Genomic DNA, 12863 nt, shown 5'->3' with positions numbered 1-12863 from the left:
CGGCGCAGGCACAAGTCCAAATCTGTCTGGATTTAGCGCTTGCGCCGAATCAGCGCCGCCTGAACTGGGACACAGTCTGCGGCAGCCCACCCTGTTCGCCGTATAGCGAATTGGGGCTTGTTTTGCCAAGCAAAACGCCTGCCAAACGCGAATGTGTGGACACCTTCGCGTTTGCTGCGGCCGCTAAGAGAAAATTCGTCTAGGCCTGATCGAGACCGTAGAGCGTGTGCAGGGTCCGCACCGCAAGCTCGGTATAGGCCGTGTCGATCAAGACCGAGAACTTGATCTCGGAGGTTGTGATCGCCCGGATGTTGATATTCCGTCCGGCGAGGGCCGAGAACGCCTTGGCCGCGACACCGGCATGGCTGCGCATGCCGCTGCCGATGACCGATATCTTGGCGACGTCGGTGGCGCTGTCGAGCCGGACGTAGCGGATCGTGTCCTTGGCCGCGGTGATCGTCTCCTTGGCGCGGGCGTAGTCGGCGGCCGGCACAGTGAAGGTGAGATCGGTGGTCTTGCCGTCCTCGGACACGTTCTGGACGATCATGTCGACGTTGATGTTGGCATCGGCGAGCGGGCCGAAGATCGACGCGGCGACGCCCGGCTTGTCCTCGATCTGGCGCACCGAGATCTGCGCCTCGTCCTTGGAGAATGCGATACCGGTGACGACGTGGCTTTCCATGATCTCCTCCTCGCTGCAGATCAGCGTGCCGGGCGGCTGGTTGGCATGCGGGTCGATATCCTCGGGCTTATCGAAGCTCGAGCGGACGAAGATCGGCATGTTGTGGACCATGCCGAGTTCCACCGAGCGAACCTGGAGCACCTTGGCGCCCTGGGAAGCCAGTTCCAGCATGTCTTCGAACGCGATCTTGTCGAGGCGGCGCGCCTTCGGCACGATTCGCGGGTCGGTGGTGTAGACACCGTCGACGTCGGTGTAGATGTCGCAGCGGTCCGCCTTGACGGCGGCGGCGACGGCGACGGCGGACGTGTCCGAGCCGCCGCGGCCGAGCGTGGTGATGCGATTGGTCTCGGGATTGATGCCCTGGAAGCCGGCGATGACGGCGACCTCCTTGCGCTCCTGGAAGCGCTTGATGATCTCGCTGCCGTCGATGTCCTCGATCCGGGCCGAGGCATGGGCGTCGCTGGTCTTGATCGGGATCTGCCAGCCCTGCCACGAGCGGGCCTGGATGCCCATGCCCTGAAGCGCGATGGCGAGCAGGCCCGATGTGACCTGTTCGCCGGAGGCGACGACGGCGTCATACTCGCGCGCGTCGTGCATCGGCGAGGCCTCGGTGCACCAGGCGACCAGTTCGTTGGTCTTGCCGGACATCGCGGAGACGACCACGGCCACTTCGTGGCCGGCGTCGACCTCACGCTTCACATGGCGTGCGACGTTGCGGATACGTTCGATGTTGGCGACGGACGTGCCGCCGAATTTCATCACGAGGCGGCTCATGACGACGCGTGCATTCCCTCATAAGGATAAGTATGGTGACCCGCGCTGACGGATGCCTGCGGGGACCGTCCGCGCGTATACAGAGGGGCGGGGCCGGGGGCAAGCGGGTTCCTGCGGGGGCAGGCGCGAGGTCAGCTTCGGGGGTAATGGGTTAACCGAGATCATGGCGCGTTATATCGACGAGATCCTGCAGCCGGGTGAGCGGGTGCTGTATTCGACCAATGCGCACTGGATCCTCTATTTTCCGGCCATTGCGGCCTGGATCGTGGCCTTGGTCCTGTTCGTGGTGTCCCGTCAGGTCGATATCTACAGCGTGTCGATCGTATGCCTGTTCGGCTCCGGCCTGGTGGCGCTGGCGGCCCTGTACTGGACCTTGAAGGGCTGGTTCCATCGGTTCACCACCGAGACCGACGTGACCAATCTGCGGGTCGTGCACAAGACCGGGTTCATCAAGCGCCGGACCTTCGAAATGGCGCTCGACAAGGTCGAGAGCGTCGACGTGAACCAGTCGATTCTTGGACGTATTCTCAACTATGGCGACGTGACGATTCGCGGGGTCGGCGAGGGAATCGAGAAGATCAGGACCATCGCCTCGCCGCTCGCCTTCCGTAGTTCGATCACCACGCGGTAGGACCGCGCCTGTTCATGAGCATGCAGCAAGATACTTCCGCAACTTCCGCCGCCCAGCCGGGCTCGACCGTCGACGCCGCCGAGATCGCGAAATTCTCCAAACTCTCCGCGGAGTGGTGGGATCCCAAGGGCAAGATGGCGCCGCTGCACCGGATCAATCCGCTGCGGCTCGGCTACATCCGCGACGCCGCGTGCCGCAAGTTCGAGCGCAACGTGCGCAGCCTCAACTGCCTCGGCGGCCTGCGCCTGCTCGACATCGGCTGCGGCGCGGGCCTGCTGTGCGAGCCGCTGTCGCGGCTGGGCGCTCAGGTCATCGGCGTCGACCCGTCGCAGAGCAACATCGCCGCGGCGAAGCTGCATGCCGACAAGGGGCATCTGTCGATCGACTATCGCTGCACCACGGTCGAGGAGATCGACCCGCGGGAGCGCTTCGACATCGTGCTGGCGATGGAAGTCGTCGAGCACGTCACCGACGTCGGCATGTTCCTGAAGCGCTGCGCCTCGATGCTGAAGCCGAACGGGCTGATGGTGGTCTCGACGCTGAACCGGAACTGGAAGAGCTTCGCGCTCGCCATCGTCGGCGCCGAATACGTCCTGCGCTGGCTGCCGCGCGGCACCCACGAATGGAACAAGTTCGTCACCCCCGACGAGCTGGCGAAATACCTGCTCGACAACCGCCTCGTCATCACCGAGCAGACCGGCGTCGTCTACAGCCCCTTCGCCGACAAATGGACCCTCTCGTCCGACATGGACGTGAACTACATGGTCGTGGCGGAAGGCATGGTGTGAGTGCTTGTGGAGCGGTTTGAAGCGTTCGCAAGAGGCGCGCTGCGGTCGCAATAGCTGCAGTCGCAATAAAGGTGTCGTCCCGGCGCAGGCCGGGACCCATGACCCCAGGTAGAGGTTGTGGCATGACGGCGCCCGCCACGAGTCTTCGCCAAACGCCTTCCCGTAGGTATGGCTCCCGACCGGCGCCGGGACGACACGGAAAGCAGGCGGGAGCATCGCTCCTATGACGTGGGCGTGATTGACCTGCCGCCGCTCCGTCGGCAGTTTGCGGCGACCCTGACAACCTCCTGCATCCCGCTCCTCAACCATGCTCACCGTCACCAGCCTCTGGATTCCCTTCACCGTCGTCGCCGCGCTCGGACAGGTCGCGCGCAATGCCATGCAGCGGTCGCTGACGAAGCCGCTCGGCACCTGGGGCGCGACCAATATCCGTTTCCTGTTCGGCTTCCCGTTTTCGCTGGTGTTCCTGGGCCTGGTGCTGATCGTCTCCGGCGATCATCTCAGCATGCCGCCCGCCGCGTTCTGGCCGTGGCTGCTGCTGGGCGCGCTGAGCCAGATCGTCGCCACCGGGCTGATGCTGCTCGCCATGAACGACCGCTCCTTCGTGGTGACGACGGCCTATCTGAAGACCGAGGCGATCCAGACCGCGATCTTCGGATTCGTCTTCCTCGGCGACCACCTGACCTCGCTCAAGGTGATCGCGATCGTGATCGCGACCGTCGGCGTCGTCATCACGGCGCTGCGGACGGGCGGCGAGAAGAGCTTTGCCGAACTGAGGCCGACCATCACCGGCCTCGTCGCCGCGGCGGCCTTCGCGCTCTCCGCGGTCGGATTCCGCGGCGCCATCATCGCGGTGCCAGACGTGTCATTCGTGACGGCCTCGTCGTTCACGCTGGTACTGGGCCTGTTCGTGCAGACACTGGTGCTCACGATCTACCTGCTCTGGCGCGCGCCGAAGATCCTGCGATCGATCCTGGGCATGTGGCGGCCCTCGTTGCTCGCGGGCTTCATGGGCGCCTTCGCCTCGCAATTCTGGTTCCTGGCATTCGCGCTGACGGCCGCCGCCAATGTCCGCACGCTCGCTCTGATCGAGGTGCTGTTCGCGCAGGGCGTGGCGTATTATTCGTTCAAGCAGCCGATCGCGGCGCGCGAGATCGTCGGCATCGTGCTGATCGTGGTCGGCGTGGCGCTGCTGGTGGGAGCCTAGCTGGTCTTGCCGTCATTCCGGCGCGCGTCGAAGACGCGAGCCCGGAATCGAACTCCCGGATCTGGTCCTTCGGACCATTCCGGGATGACGCGCTTCACGCGTCAGTTTCTGTCTTCCGGCAACGTCGGCAACGGTGAGACCTCGATACCCTCGTCGATCAGCGACTTGGCCTCGTCCGGCGAGGCTTCGCCGTAGATCGGACGATGCTCCTTGTCGCCGTAATGCATCGCGCGGGCTTCGTTGGCGAAGCGCTCGCCGACATTGTCGGCGTTCTTCACGATGTGATCGCGCAGTTCCTTGAGCTTGGTGCGGAGCTCGCGCTCCTGGGACATCAGCAGCGAAGTCGGCGCGGATGGTGGAGCCTCGGGCGCGGCGGTCGTGGCGGCGGGCTCCGGCGGCGGTGTCGCGGCACCGCGGCCCTTCTTGCCGACGATGCGCGGAGCCATGATCGCCTTGTCGACCTTGGCCGATCCGCAGATCGGACAGGCCACGAGCTTGCGCTTGACCTGCGAATCATACGCCGACGAGCTCTGGAACCAGCTCTCGAAGGTGTGGTCCCGGTCGCAACGGAGCGCGTAGCGGATCATGCCGATCCCCGCACCAGATGCAGGTGGTCCGGTCCCGCCTTGGGATCGGAGACGCCGAAGCGGCGGCCGTGCTGGAGCGAGGGGATCGCCTTCCTTGCCGTCTCGACCTTGGCCGGGTCGATCTTGGCCATGATGATGCCGGGCTCGACGCCGCCCTCGGCGAGGATCTCGCCCCAGGGATCGATGATGAGCGAGTGGCCATAGGTCTCGCGCTTGTTCTCGTGCAGCCCGGCCTGCGCCGCGGCGAACACGAAGCAGCCGGTCTCGATCGCGCGCGCGCGCAGCAGGATGTGCCAGTGCGCCTCGCCGGTCTTGCGGGTGAAGGCCGACGGCACCGCGAGGAAGGACGCGCCGCTCTCGGCGAGCGCCCGGTAGAGCGCAGGGAAGCGCACGTCGTAGCAGATCGTCAGCCCGAGCCGGCCCCAGGGCAGATCGGAGATCACGGCGGTCTCGCCCGGCTGGTAGTTGGCGGACTCGCGGTAGCTCTCGCCGTCCGGCAGCTCGATGTCGAACATGTGGATCTTGTCGTAGCTCGCGAGCACATTGCCGTCGGGCCCGATCAGGAAGGAACGGTTGACCGCCTTCTCCGGCGAGAAGCGCAGCGCCAGCGAGCCGACATGAATGTGAATCCCGAGCTCCGCCGCGAGCGCCCGGTAGGCCTTCAGCGACGCGTCGTCCTCTTCGCTCTGCAGATGCTCGAACAGCGCCTTGCGGTTGAGCTGCATCATGTTGCTGACTTCGGGGGTCTGCACGTAGCGGGCGCCGTTCGCCGCGGCTTCGCGGATCAGCTTCGTCGCCTGCGCCAGGCTCGGCTCCGGCATCAGGCCGGTGCGCATCTGCACCATGGCGGCGGTGAAGGTCCTGTCCTCGCTCATGACACTGCCTTCACGCTTTCGAGCATGGCGTCGAGCTTGCCCTCGCGATCGAGCGCGTAGAGGTCGTCGCAGCCGCCGATGTGGGTTCCGCCGATCCAGATCTGCGGAAAGGTCGCGCCGTCGCCGGCGCGGTCGTACATCTCTTCACGCCACGACGGGTTCTTGGCGACGTCGAATTCCGAAAAGGTCGCCTTCTTCCGGGTGAGCAGCGATTTGGCGGCGGAACAATAGCCGCACCCCGGCCTCGTGTAGATCTCGACAGCAGCGGTCATGTCGTCCAGCGCTTTCATGTCATGAAGTCATTGAATTATATGGGACGGGGGCCGCTCTCGACAACCCGGGCGAAGACCAGCACGTCGACCTGGGCAGCCTTGGCCCGGAGCAGGGCGCGGGCGCAGGCATCCAGCGTCGCGCCGGATGTCAGGACGTCGTCGACGAGGATGATCCGGCGTCCCTGGATGTCGGCCTGACGGTCGGGGGATACCTGGAATGCTCCCTGTACATTGGTGGCGCGCTGTGCCCGCGACAGGCCGATCTGCTGTTCGGTCGCGCGCACCCGGCGCAGCACCTCGCTCCTCACCCTGACCCCGCTCTGCCGCTCGACGATCCGCGCCAGCGCCCCGGACTGGTTGTAGCGGCGGCGCCAGGCCCTGCGCCAATGCAGGGGAACGGGCACGAGCATGTCGGCCCCCGCGAGCAATTCGCCGCCAGCGCGCGCCATCCAGCGGCCCATGGCAGGGGCGAGGTCGGTGCGATCCTGGTATTTCAGCGCGTGCACGAGGGTGCGCGCGACGTCGTCATAGCGCACCGCCGCCCGCGCCCGCTGGTAGGCGGGCGGGCTGGCGATCGCCTCCATCGACAGCATGTCGGGGCCGGGATCGTAGACGAAGGGGGTGCCGAGCCGCGGGCAGTAGGGCCGTTCGATGAACGACAGCTTCGCCCAGCATGCCGCGCAGACGCCCTCGCCGTCCACGGGCTCGCGGCAGGACACGCACAAGGTCGGCAGCGCGATGTCGAGCGCGAGCCGCCCCACGCGCGCGACCGCATCGCGGCCGGCCGTCCATGCGGCACGGATCGGTGCGGCGATGGAACGGGTGCGGGCGGCGGCGTTGGCGTCCATGGCGAGGAGGCTAGCGCCGCATGCGCCGGCGCTCAAGCGGCTCCGCCCGCATGCCCGGACGCGAGAGCGATTGCCACGGCCGGCATGATCGGCGTAACCAGCGGCATGGCCCAGAACCCGCAAACCCCGCCCGCCTTGTTCGATCGCGCTTTGCTGCATGCGCGACAGCGGCGCGCGCGGTCGCAGGGCGAGGTGACCTTCCTGCTGGATCGGGTCGCGGAAGACATGTCGGACCGGCTGGCCGCGGTGATGCGTGCGTTTCACGCGCCGGCCGATCTCTGGACCCCCGGCGAGGGGCTTGCGGGCCTGCGTGCGCTGCTGCCTTCGATCCAGCGGATCACGCTCGATGCGGCGGGCGCGGAGCGATTGCCCTTCGCACCGGAATCGCTCGATCTCGTCGTCTCCGCGCTGGCGCTGCAATTCGTCAACGATCTGCCGGGCGTGCTCGCGCAAATCCGCCGCGCGCTGAAGCCGGACGGCCTGCTGCTGGCGGCGATGATCGGCGGCGACAGCCTCACTGAACTGCGCCAGTCCTTCGCCGCCGCCGAGGCTGAATGCGAGGGCGGTGTGTCGCCGCGGGTGGCACCCTTCGCCGACCTGCGCGATATCGGCGCGCTACTGCAGCGGGCGGGCTTCGCGCTGCCGGTCACCGATGTCGACCGCGTCGTGGTGCGCTATGCCAATGCGTTCGCGCTGATGCAGGATCTGCGTCGCATGGGCGCGGCCAACGTGCTGATCGAACGGCGGCGCGCCCCGAGCCGGCGCGCGACGCTGCTGCGCATGGCGGAAATCTACGCCGAACGCTTTGCCGATCCGGATGGCCGCATCCGCGCCACCTTCGACATCATCTGGCTATCCGGCTGGGCCCCGCATGTGAGCCAGCAGCAGCCGCTGAAGCCGGGATCCGCGAAAGCGAGCCTCGCCGAGGCGGTGAAGAAGGCGAGAGAGACGTAGATTGTCTCCGTCATGGTCCGGCTTGACCCGGCCATTCCTGCCTGTCGACGCGGCGCGAAGATCGTGGATGCCCGGGACCAGCCCGGGCATGACGCCGAGCGAGCGGCGCGCGTCTCACATCAGCAAGTCGATCAGATGCGGGATCAGCGGAATGTCGGCCGGCGGCATCGGATAGTCGCGCAGCTTGTTGGCGCGGACCCAGGCGAGGGTCTGGCCTTCGCGCGCCGTGACGTGGCCTTCCCAGCGCCGGCAGATGTAGAGCGGCATCAGCAGGTGGAAGGTCTCGTAGCCGTAGCTTGCGAAGGTCAGTGGCGCCAGGCACGGCTCGGCGACCGTGATGCCGAGCTCCTCGTGGAGCTCGCGGATCAGGCTCTGCTCCGGGCGCTCGCCGGGCTCGAGCTTGCCGCCCGGAAATTCCCAGAGGCCCGCCAGCGACTTGCCTTCGGGGCGCTGCGCGATCAGGACGCGCTTGTCAGCATCGACCAGCGCGCACGCCACCACCAGTGTCAGTTTAAGCTCGGCCATGCCCGGGAAAAGTCCATTGTTGTCGTCGGTGTCGCGCAACGATCCGTTAACTGCGTTGGGGTCCGTTATTCTGGAACCGCAGCAAGTCAAATTTAATTCGCGGATCCCAGAATGGAAATGCTTAAACCATTCCGGGCCCGACTTATGCGCAGCGCGCTTCGCTCCCTTCTTCGGCACTTCGTTCGCGACCGCCGCGGCAATGTCGCTGTCATCTTCGCCGTCACCTGCATCCCGCTGATCACGGCGGTCGGCTGCGCGATCGACTATTCGCGCGCGACGCAGACCCGCACCAAGCTCCAGGCCGCGGCCGACGCGGCCAGCGTCGGCTCGATCGCCAAGAACTCGCCCGCCTTCGCCGCCGCCGGCGCCATGCTTTCGGACGGGACGATCCCGGCCGGCGCCACCGATGCGCAGAACATCTTCGATGCGAACCGGGCCAATCTGACCGGATACAGGCTCAACAGCGTCACGCCGGTCGTGGTCAAGAACGGTTCGACCGTCACGTCCACCGTCACCTTCAGTGCCGACATCGACACGATGTTTCTCGGCCTGATCGGCAAGGCCGCGCTGACCGTCACCGGCACGTCGACCTCGACCGCGAACATGCCGCTCTACATCGACTTCTACCTGCTGCTGGACAATTCGCCGTCGATGGGCGTGGCGGCGACGCCGACGGACGTCGCCACCATGGTCAACAACACGTCCGACAAATGCGCCTTCGCGTGCCACGACTATAACGACGCCAACAACTACTATAATTTGGCGAAGAAGCTCGGCGTGACGACGCGGATCGACGTGCTGCGCAGTGCGACGCAGTCGCTGATGGACACGGCCGCGGCCACCCAGACCTATTCGAACCAGTTCCGCATGGCGATCTACGATTTCGGCGCGTCGTCCAAGACCATCGGCCTGCGCGCGCTGTTCTCGCTGTCGGCGAGCCTGTCGAGCGCCAAGACGGCTGCCGGCGGCATCGACCTGATGGGCGTGTACGGCAACAACGACGCCTACACCGCCGATCAGGACTCGCAGTTCAGCGCGATCTTCCCGCAGATCAACAACGCCGTCGCGGCGCCCGGTGCCGGCACCTCCAGCGCGCCGCTGAAATACGTCTTCTTCGTTTCCGACGGCGTCGCCGACGAGAGCAATGCCAGCTGCCTGAAGCCGAAGACGAACGGTACCCGCTGCCAGTCGCCGATCAATCCGGCGCTCTGCACCACGTTGAAGAATCGCGGCATCAAGATCGCGGTGCTCTACACCACCTATCTGCAGCTGCCCACCAACTCCTGGTACATGAGCTGGATCGATCCCTTCAACAAGGGGCCGTTCGGGCCGTCGCCGAACAGCGAGATCGCGCAGAACATGCAGAGCTGCGCCTCGTCGGGGCTCTATTTCGAGGTCAGCCCGACGCAAGGCATCTCGGACGCGATGAACGCGCTGTTCAAGAAAGCCGTCGCCGACGCGCGGATTTCGGGATGAGGCTGGTCTCGCCTCTCTCCGCAGGAACGGAGAGAGGCCGCAGACTCAGGACCGGTAGTCGCCGTTGATCGCGACGTATTCCTTGGTGAGGTCGCAGGTCAGCACGCGGTCGCGGCCCTTGCCGAGGCCGAGTGAGACCTTGATCGCGATCTCCGGCGCCTTCATCGCTTCCGACACCTGCGCCTCGTCGTAGGATGGGTCCCGCGCACCGCTCTTGGCGACGCGGATGCCGTTGAACGAGATCGACAGCTTGTCGCGATCGGCCGGCTCGCCGGCCTTGCCGACCGCCATCACCACGCGGCCCCAATTGGCGTCCTCGCCCGCGATCGCGGTCTTCACCAGCGGCGAGTTGGCGATCGACATCGCGATCTTGCGCGCCGACGCCTTGCTCTTGGCGCCGTCGACGGTGATCTCGATCAGCTTGCGCGCGCCTTCGCCGTCGCGGGCGACCTGCTCGGCAAGGTTGGCGAGCACCTGGTTGAACGCCTTGACGAACGCTTTCAGCCGGGGGTCGCTGGCCCGGGTGATCTTCGGTGCGCCGTGCGCGGCGGCCGCGCCCGTCGCGAAGGCGAGCAGGGTGTCGGAGGTCGAGGTGTCACCGTCGATCGTCACCGCGTTGAACGTGTCCTCGACGCCGCTCTTGAGCAGCGCCTGCAGGGCCGCGGGCGCGATCGGCGCGTCGGTGAAGACGAAGGACAGCATCGTCGCCATGTCGGGCGCGATCATGCCGGCACCCTTGGCCATGCCGTTGATGGTGACCTTGGCCTTGCCGAGCCTGACGGTCGCGGTCGCGACCTTGGGGAAGGTGTCGGTGGTCATGATCGCCTTGGCGGCGGCGAGATAGTCGCCGGGCTCGGCGGTCTCGGCCAGCCGGCCCAGCACACCGTCGAACTTGGTCGCGTCCAGCGGCTCGCCGATGACGCCGGTGGAGGCCAGGAAGATTTCGCCCTCGCTGCAGCCGACGGCCTTGGCCGCGATCTTCGCGGTCAGCGCGGTGGAGGAGCGGCCGGTCTTGCCCGTGAAGGCGTTGGCATTGCCGGAATTGACCACCAGTGCGCGGGCCTTGCCGCCTTTCAGCTTGGCGCGGCACCACTCGACCGGCGCGGACGGGCACTTCGACCTGGTGAAGACGCCTGCGACCGCAGTGCCCTTGTCCATCACCGCCAGCAGCACGTCGGTGCGGTTCTTGTAGCGGATGCCGGCTTCGGCGGTCGCGAGACGGACGCCCGCGATCACGGGCAGGTCGGGCACGGTTTTGGGGGCGAGCGGGGAGACGGTTGAGGACATCGCGGGGCGCCTTGGTGGGGTCTGGATATGCAGATGGCCGGGCGATGCCCGGCCATTGCGATGATTTAGATACTCTTGGCGTCAGCGAAGTGACAGCGAATTCTTACTTCTTCGCGGGCGGCGCCATCTTGCTGTCGGACGGCTTGGCCGCGTCGGCCGGCTTGGCGTCCAACTTCGCGTCGGGCTTGGCGGCGTCCGCTGCCGGCTGGTCCAGCCGCTCGACCTTCGCCTCGGCGCGCAGCTTGGCGACGTAGTCGGCCTGGGCCTTGCGGGTGACGTAGTTCTCGATCTGTGGCTTGACTTGGGCGAAGTCCGGCGCCTTGCGGTTGCGCTTTTCCTCGACCTTGATGATGTGCCAGCCGAACTGCGACTTCACGGGGTCGGAGATCTTGCCGGGCTCGAGCGCGAAGGCGACGGCGGAGAACTCCGGCACCATCTGCTCCTTGGTGAAGAAGCCGAGATCGCCGCCGTCGGCGGAGCCCGGATCCTTGGACTTCTTCTTGGCGAGTTCGGCGAAATCGGCGCCCTTGTCGAGCTCGGCCTTCACCGCCTTGGCTTCGTCCTCGGTCTCGACCAGGATGTGGCGGGCGCGCACCTCCTGCTCGCCGGTGATCTGCTTGGAGGCCTCTTCATAGACCTTCTTCATGGCGTCGTCGGTGGTCGCGGCCTTGCCTTCGCTGGCCAGCAGGCTGTCCATCAGCAGGCGGTTGCGGGCAAACGCGAGGCGCTTCTTGAACTCCTCGTTGTCGCCGACCTTCTTGTCCTCGGCCGCCTTGGAGACGATCTTCATGTCGATCAGGAACGACAGGACGTTCTCGTCCTTGGTCGCCGGGTCCATCTGGGCGAGGCTCGGCCCGAGTTCCTCTTCGGCCATGGCCACGTCGCTCTTGCGGATTTCCGAGCCATTGACCTTGGCCAGCACCGGGTCGTCGGCGGCCCGGACGGGGCCCGCGACCGCCAGGATCAGCGCCAGGGCGAAGCAGCCAGCGAGGGCGGACGCGTGGCGAAAACGCTGGCCGGTGGGTGCCGGGAACGAGGTGGTCATGCAAAATCCTTATGTTGAAGCAGGGGCTGCTCGAGCGGGGCGGACACTCGCCCAATCGGGGGGCCTTGGCAACGCGAAAAGTCTGTCAAAATGATGAATTAGCCGCAAGGCTGGCGCCGTTGACAAGCCCCCGACCGGGCCATATCTCTGCCCGGTCGCGTCAATGGCGATGGCGTTTATTTTACTGCGTTTTTGGCCGTTGAACCCAGACTTGCTCAATTCCCACCCATATGGCGGATCGCTCCCGCAGGCCGGGACCGGCTCCACGAGGCGTCACGGTGAGTTGATAGGCAAGCGGGTGACAACCTCTCGGCTGCAACGCGGTAATCGCGAACACAGGAATTTGGCATGATCGGCGCGCTCGCCCGCAAGTTTTTCGGCTCCGCCAACGACCGGCGGGTGAAGGGATATCAATCCCGGGTCCATGCGATCAACGCGCTGGAGCCCGAGCTCTCCAAGCTCTCCGACGAGGCGCTCAAGGCCCGCACCGCCGACTTCAAGAAGCAGCTCGCCGAAGGCAAGACGCTCGACGACATCCTCGTGCCCGCCTTCGCGACCGTGCGCGAGGCCGCCAAGCGTACGCTCGGCCAGCGGCATTTCGACGTCCAGCTCATCGGCGGCATGGTGCTGCACGAGGGTGACATCGCCGAGATGAAGACCGGCGAAGGCAAGACGCTGGTGGCGACGCTCGCGGTCTACCTCAACGCGCTGGCCGGCAAGGGCGTCCACGTCGTCACCGTCAACGACTACCTCGCCCGCCGCGACTCCGGCTGGATGGGCCAGATCTACGGCTTCCTCGGCATGACCACTGGCGTGATCGTGCACGGCCTCGACGACGCCGAGCGCAAGGCGGCCTATGCCTGCGACATCACCTACGGCACCAACAACGAATACGGCTTCGACTATCTGCGC

13 protein-coding genes and 1 pseudogene are annotated in these 12863 nt (G+C 66.1%); 6 read left to right on the top strand and 8 right to left on the bottom strand.

The window, feature by feature from the left end; translation table 11 throughout:
• Positions 1 to 199: 199 nt before the first annotated feature.
• Positions 200 to 1456: an aspartate kinase gene (locus tag QM712_RS28455; protein ID WP_415026479.1), complete on the bottom strand. Its 1257-nt coding sequence runs from the start codon at positions 1454 to 1456 to the stop codon at positions 200 to 202.
• 163 nt (positions 1457 to 1619) lie between these two features.
• Between QM712_RS28455 and QM712_RS28450 the strand changes: the two genes are divergently transcribed.
• The 3 genes from QM712_RS28450 to QM712_RS28440 all read left to right on the top strand — a co-directional run bounded on the left by QM712_RS28450 (position 1620) and on the right by QM712_RS28440 (position 4082).
• Positions 1620 to 2087 carry a PH domain-containing protein gene (locus tag QM712_RS28450; RefSeq protein ID WP_415026478.1) on the top strand — a complete coding sequence of 156 codons (468 nt, stop codon included), beginning with the start codon at positions 1620 to 1622 and terminating at the stop codon, positions 2085 to 2087.
• A 14-nt stretch (positions 2088 to 2101) separates the two neighbouring features.
• On the top strand, positions 2102 to 2875 hold the full coding sequence (gene ubiG, locus QM712_RS28445) for a bifunctional 2-polyprenyl-6-hydroxyphenol methylase/3-demethylubiquinol 3-O-methyltransferase UbiG (RefSeq protein WP_415026477.1): 774 nt from the start codon (positions 2102 to 2104) through the stop codon (positions 2873 to 2875).
• 307 nt (positions 2876 to 3182) lie between these two features.
• Positions 3183 to 4082 carry an EamA family transporter gene (locus QM712_RS28440; RefSeq protein ID WP_415026476.1) on the top strand — a complete coding sequence of 300 codons (900 nt, stop codon included), beginning with the start codon at positions 3183 to 3185 and terminating at the stop codon, positions 4080 to 4082.
• 101 nt (positions 4083 to 4183) lie between these two features.
• Here the strand turns inward: QM712_RS28440 and QM712_RS28435 are convergent, their stop codons facing one another.
• Genes QM712_RS28435 through QM712_RS28420 form a run of 4 tightly spaced genes read right to left on the bottom strand, consistent with a single transcriptional unit; the run spans position 4184 to position 6664 of the window.
• A complete protein-coding gene (locus QM712_RS28435) occupies positions 4184 to 4669 on the bottom strand; it encodes a DUF1178 family protein (RefSeq protein ID WP_415026475.1) in 486 nt (161 codons plus the stop codon).
• On the bottom strand, positions 4666 to 5544 hold the full coding sequence (locus tag QM712_RS28430; RefSeq protein WP_415026474.1) for a carbon-nitrogen hydrolase family protein: 879 nt from the start codon (positions 5542 to 5544) through the stop codon (positions 4666 to 4668). The genes QM712_RS28435 and QM712_RS28430 overlap by 4 nt, the downstream gene beginning before the upstream one ends.
• Entirely contained in the window at positions 5541 to 5816 is a 276-nt protein-coding gene (gene grxC, locus QM712_RS28425; RefSeq protein ID WP_415026508.1) for a glutaredoxin 3, read from the bottom strand. Before grxC ends, QM712_RS28430 begins: the two co-directional genes overlap by 4 nt.
• Before the next feature lie 35 nt (positions 5817 to 5851).
• Positions 5852 to 6664 carry a ComF family protein gene (locus tag QM712_RS28420; RefSeq protein WP_415026473.1) on the bottom strand — a complete coding sequence of 271 codons (813 nt, stop codon included), beginning with the start codon at positions 6662 to 6664 and terminating at the stop codon, positions 5852 to 5854.
• An 84-nt stretch (positions 6665 to 6748) separates the two neighbouring features.
• Here QM712_RS28420 and QM712_RS28415 point away from each other — a divergent pair, with 84 nt between their 5' ends.
• Entirely contained in the window at positions 6749 to 7618 is an 870-nt protein-coding gene (locus tag QM712_RS28415) for a methyltransferase domain-containing protein (RefSeq protein ID WP_415026472.1), read from the top strand.
• A 114-nt stretch (positions 7619 to 7732) separates the two neighbouring features.
• Here QM712_RS28415 and mutT read toward each other — a convergent pair whose 3' ends face one another.
• Positions 7733 to 8143 carry an 8-oxo-dGTP diphosphatase MutT gene (gene mutT / locus QM712_RS28410; protein ID WP_415026471.1) on the bottom strand — a complete coding sequence of 137 codons (411 nt, stop codon included), beginning with the start codon at positions 8141 to 8143 and terminating at the stop codon, positions 7733 to 7735.
• A 144-nt stretch (positions 8144 to 8287) separates the two neighbouring features.
• Here mutT and QM712_RS28405 point away from each other — a divergent pair, with 144 nt between their 5' ends.
• Positions 8288 to 9619: a TadE/TadG family type IV pilus assembly protein gene (locus QM712_RS28405; RefSeq protein ID WP_415026470.1), complete on the top strand. Its 1332-nt coding sequence runs from the start codon at positions 8288 to 8290 to the stop codon at positions 9617 to 9619.
• Between the two features lie 45 nt (positions 9620 to 9664).
• On the opposite strand, the gene argJ is transcribed toward QM712_RS28405, so the two are convergent.
• Positions 9665 to 10906, bottom strand: coding sequence for a bifunctional glutamate N-acetyltransferase/amino-acid acetyltransferase ArgJ (gene argJ, locus QM712_RS28400; protein ID WP_415026469.1), 1242 nt, complete (start codon positions 10904 to 10906; stop codon positions 9665 to 9667).
• 103 nt (positions 10907 to 11009) lie between these two features.
• A complete protein-coding gene (locus QM712_RS28395) occupies positions 11010 to 11951 on the bottom strand; it encodes a peptidylprolyl isomerase (protein WP_415026468.1) in 942 nt (313 codons plus the stop codon).
• 348 nt (positions 11952 to 12299) lie between these two features.
• On the opposite strand from QM712_RS28395, the pseudogene QM712_RS28390 reads away from it, so the two are divergent.
• A pseudogene (locus tag QM712_RS28390) lies at positions 12300 to 12863 on the top strand (preprotein translocase subunit SecA); the annotation flags it as partial.

Origin of the sequence: Bradyrhizobium sp. (assembly GCF_047605465.1) — a bacterium.
Taxonomy (GTDB): Bacteria; Pseudomonadota; Alphaproteobacteria; order Rhizobiales; family Xanthobacteraceae; genus Bradyrhizobium.
This window is presented reverse-complemented; position numbering and strand designations above follow the sequence as displayed.

Bases quoted from the DNA above. Each gene is read 5' to 3' on its own strand.
- mutT (WP_415026471.1), bottom strand. From the start codon at position 8,143: ATGGCCGAGCTTAAACTGACACTGGTGGTGGCGTGCGCGCTGGTCGAT.
- QM712_RS28455 (WP_415026479.1), bottom strand. From the start codon at position 1,456: ATGAGCCGCCTCGTGATGAAATTCGGCGGCACGTCCGTCGCCAACATC.
- QM712_RS28430 (WP_415026474.1), bottom strand. From the start codon at position 5,544: ATGAGCGAGGACAGGACCTTCACCGCCGCCATGGTGCAGATGCGCACC.
- ubiG (WP_415026477.1), top strand. From the start codon at position 2,102: ATGAGCATGCAGCAAGATACTTCCGCAACTTCCGCCGCCCAGCCGGGC.
- QM712_RS28450 (WP_415026478.1), top strand. From the start codon at position 1,620: ATGGCGCGTTATATCGACGAGATCCTGCAGCCGGGTGAGCGGGTGCTG.
- QM712_RS28440 (WP_415026476.1), top strand. From the start codon at position 3,183: ATGCTCACCGTCACCAGCCTCTGGATTCCCTTCACCGTCGTCGCCGCG.
- argJ (WP_415026469.1), bottom strand. From the start codon at position 10,906: ATGTCCTCAACCGTCTCCCCGCTCGCCCCCAAAACCGTGCCCGACCTG.
- QM712_RS28435 (WP_415026475.1), bottom strand. From the start codon at position 4,669: ATGATCCGCTACGCGCTCCGTTGCGACCGGGACCACACCTTCGAGAGC.
- QM712_RS28395 (WP_415026468.1), bottom strand. From the start codon at position 11,951: ATGACCACCTCGTTCCCGGCACCCACCGGCCAGCGTTTTCGCCACGCG.
- grxC (WP_415026508.1), bottom strand. From the start codon at position 5,816: ATGACCGCTGCTGTCGAGATCTACACGAGGCCGGGGTGCGGCTATTGT.
- QM712_RS28405 (WP_415026470.1), top strand. From the start codon at position 8,288: ATGCGCAGCGCGCTTCGCTCCCTTCTTCGGCACTTCGTTCGCGACCGC.
- QM712_RS28415 (WP_415026472.1), top strand. From the start codon at position 6,749: ATGATCGGCGTAACCAGCGGCATGGCCCAGAACCCGCAAACCCCGCCC.
- QM712_RS28420 (WP_415026473.1), bottom strand. From the start codon at position 6,664: ATGGACGCCAACGCCGCCGCCCGCACCCGTTCCATCGCCGCACCGATC.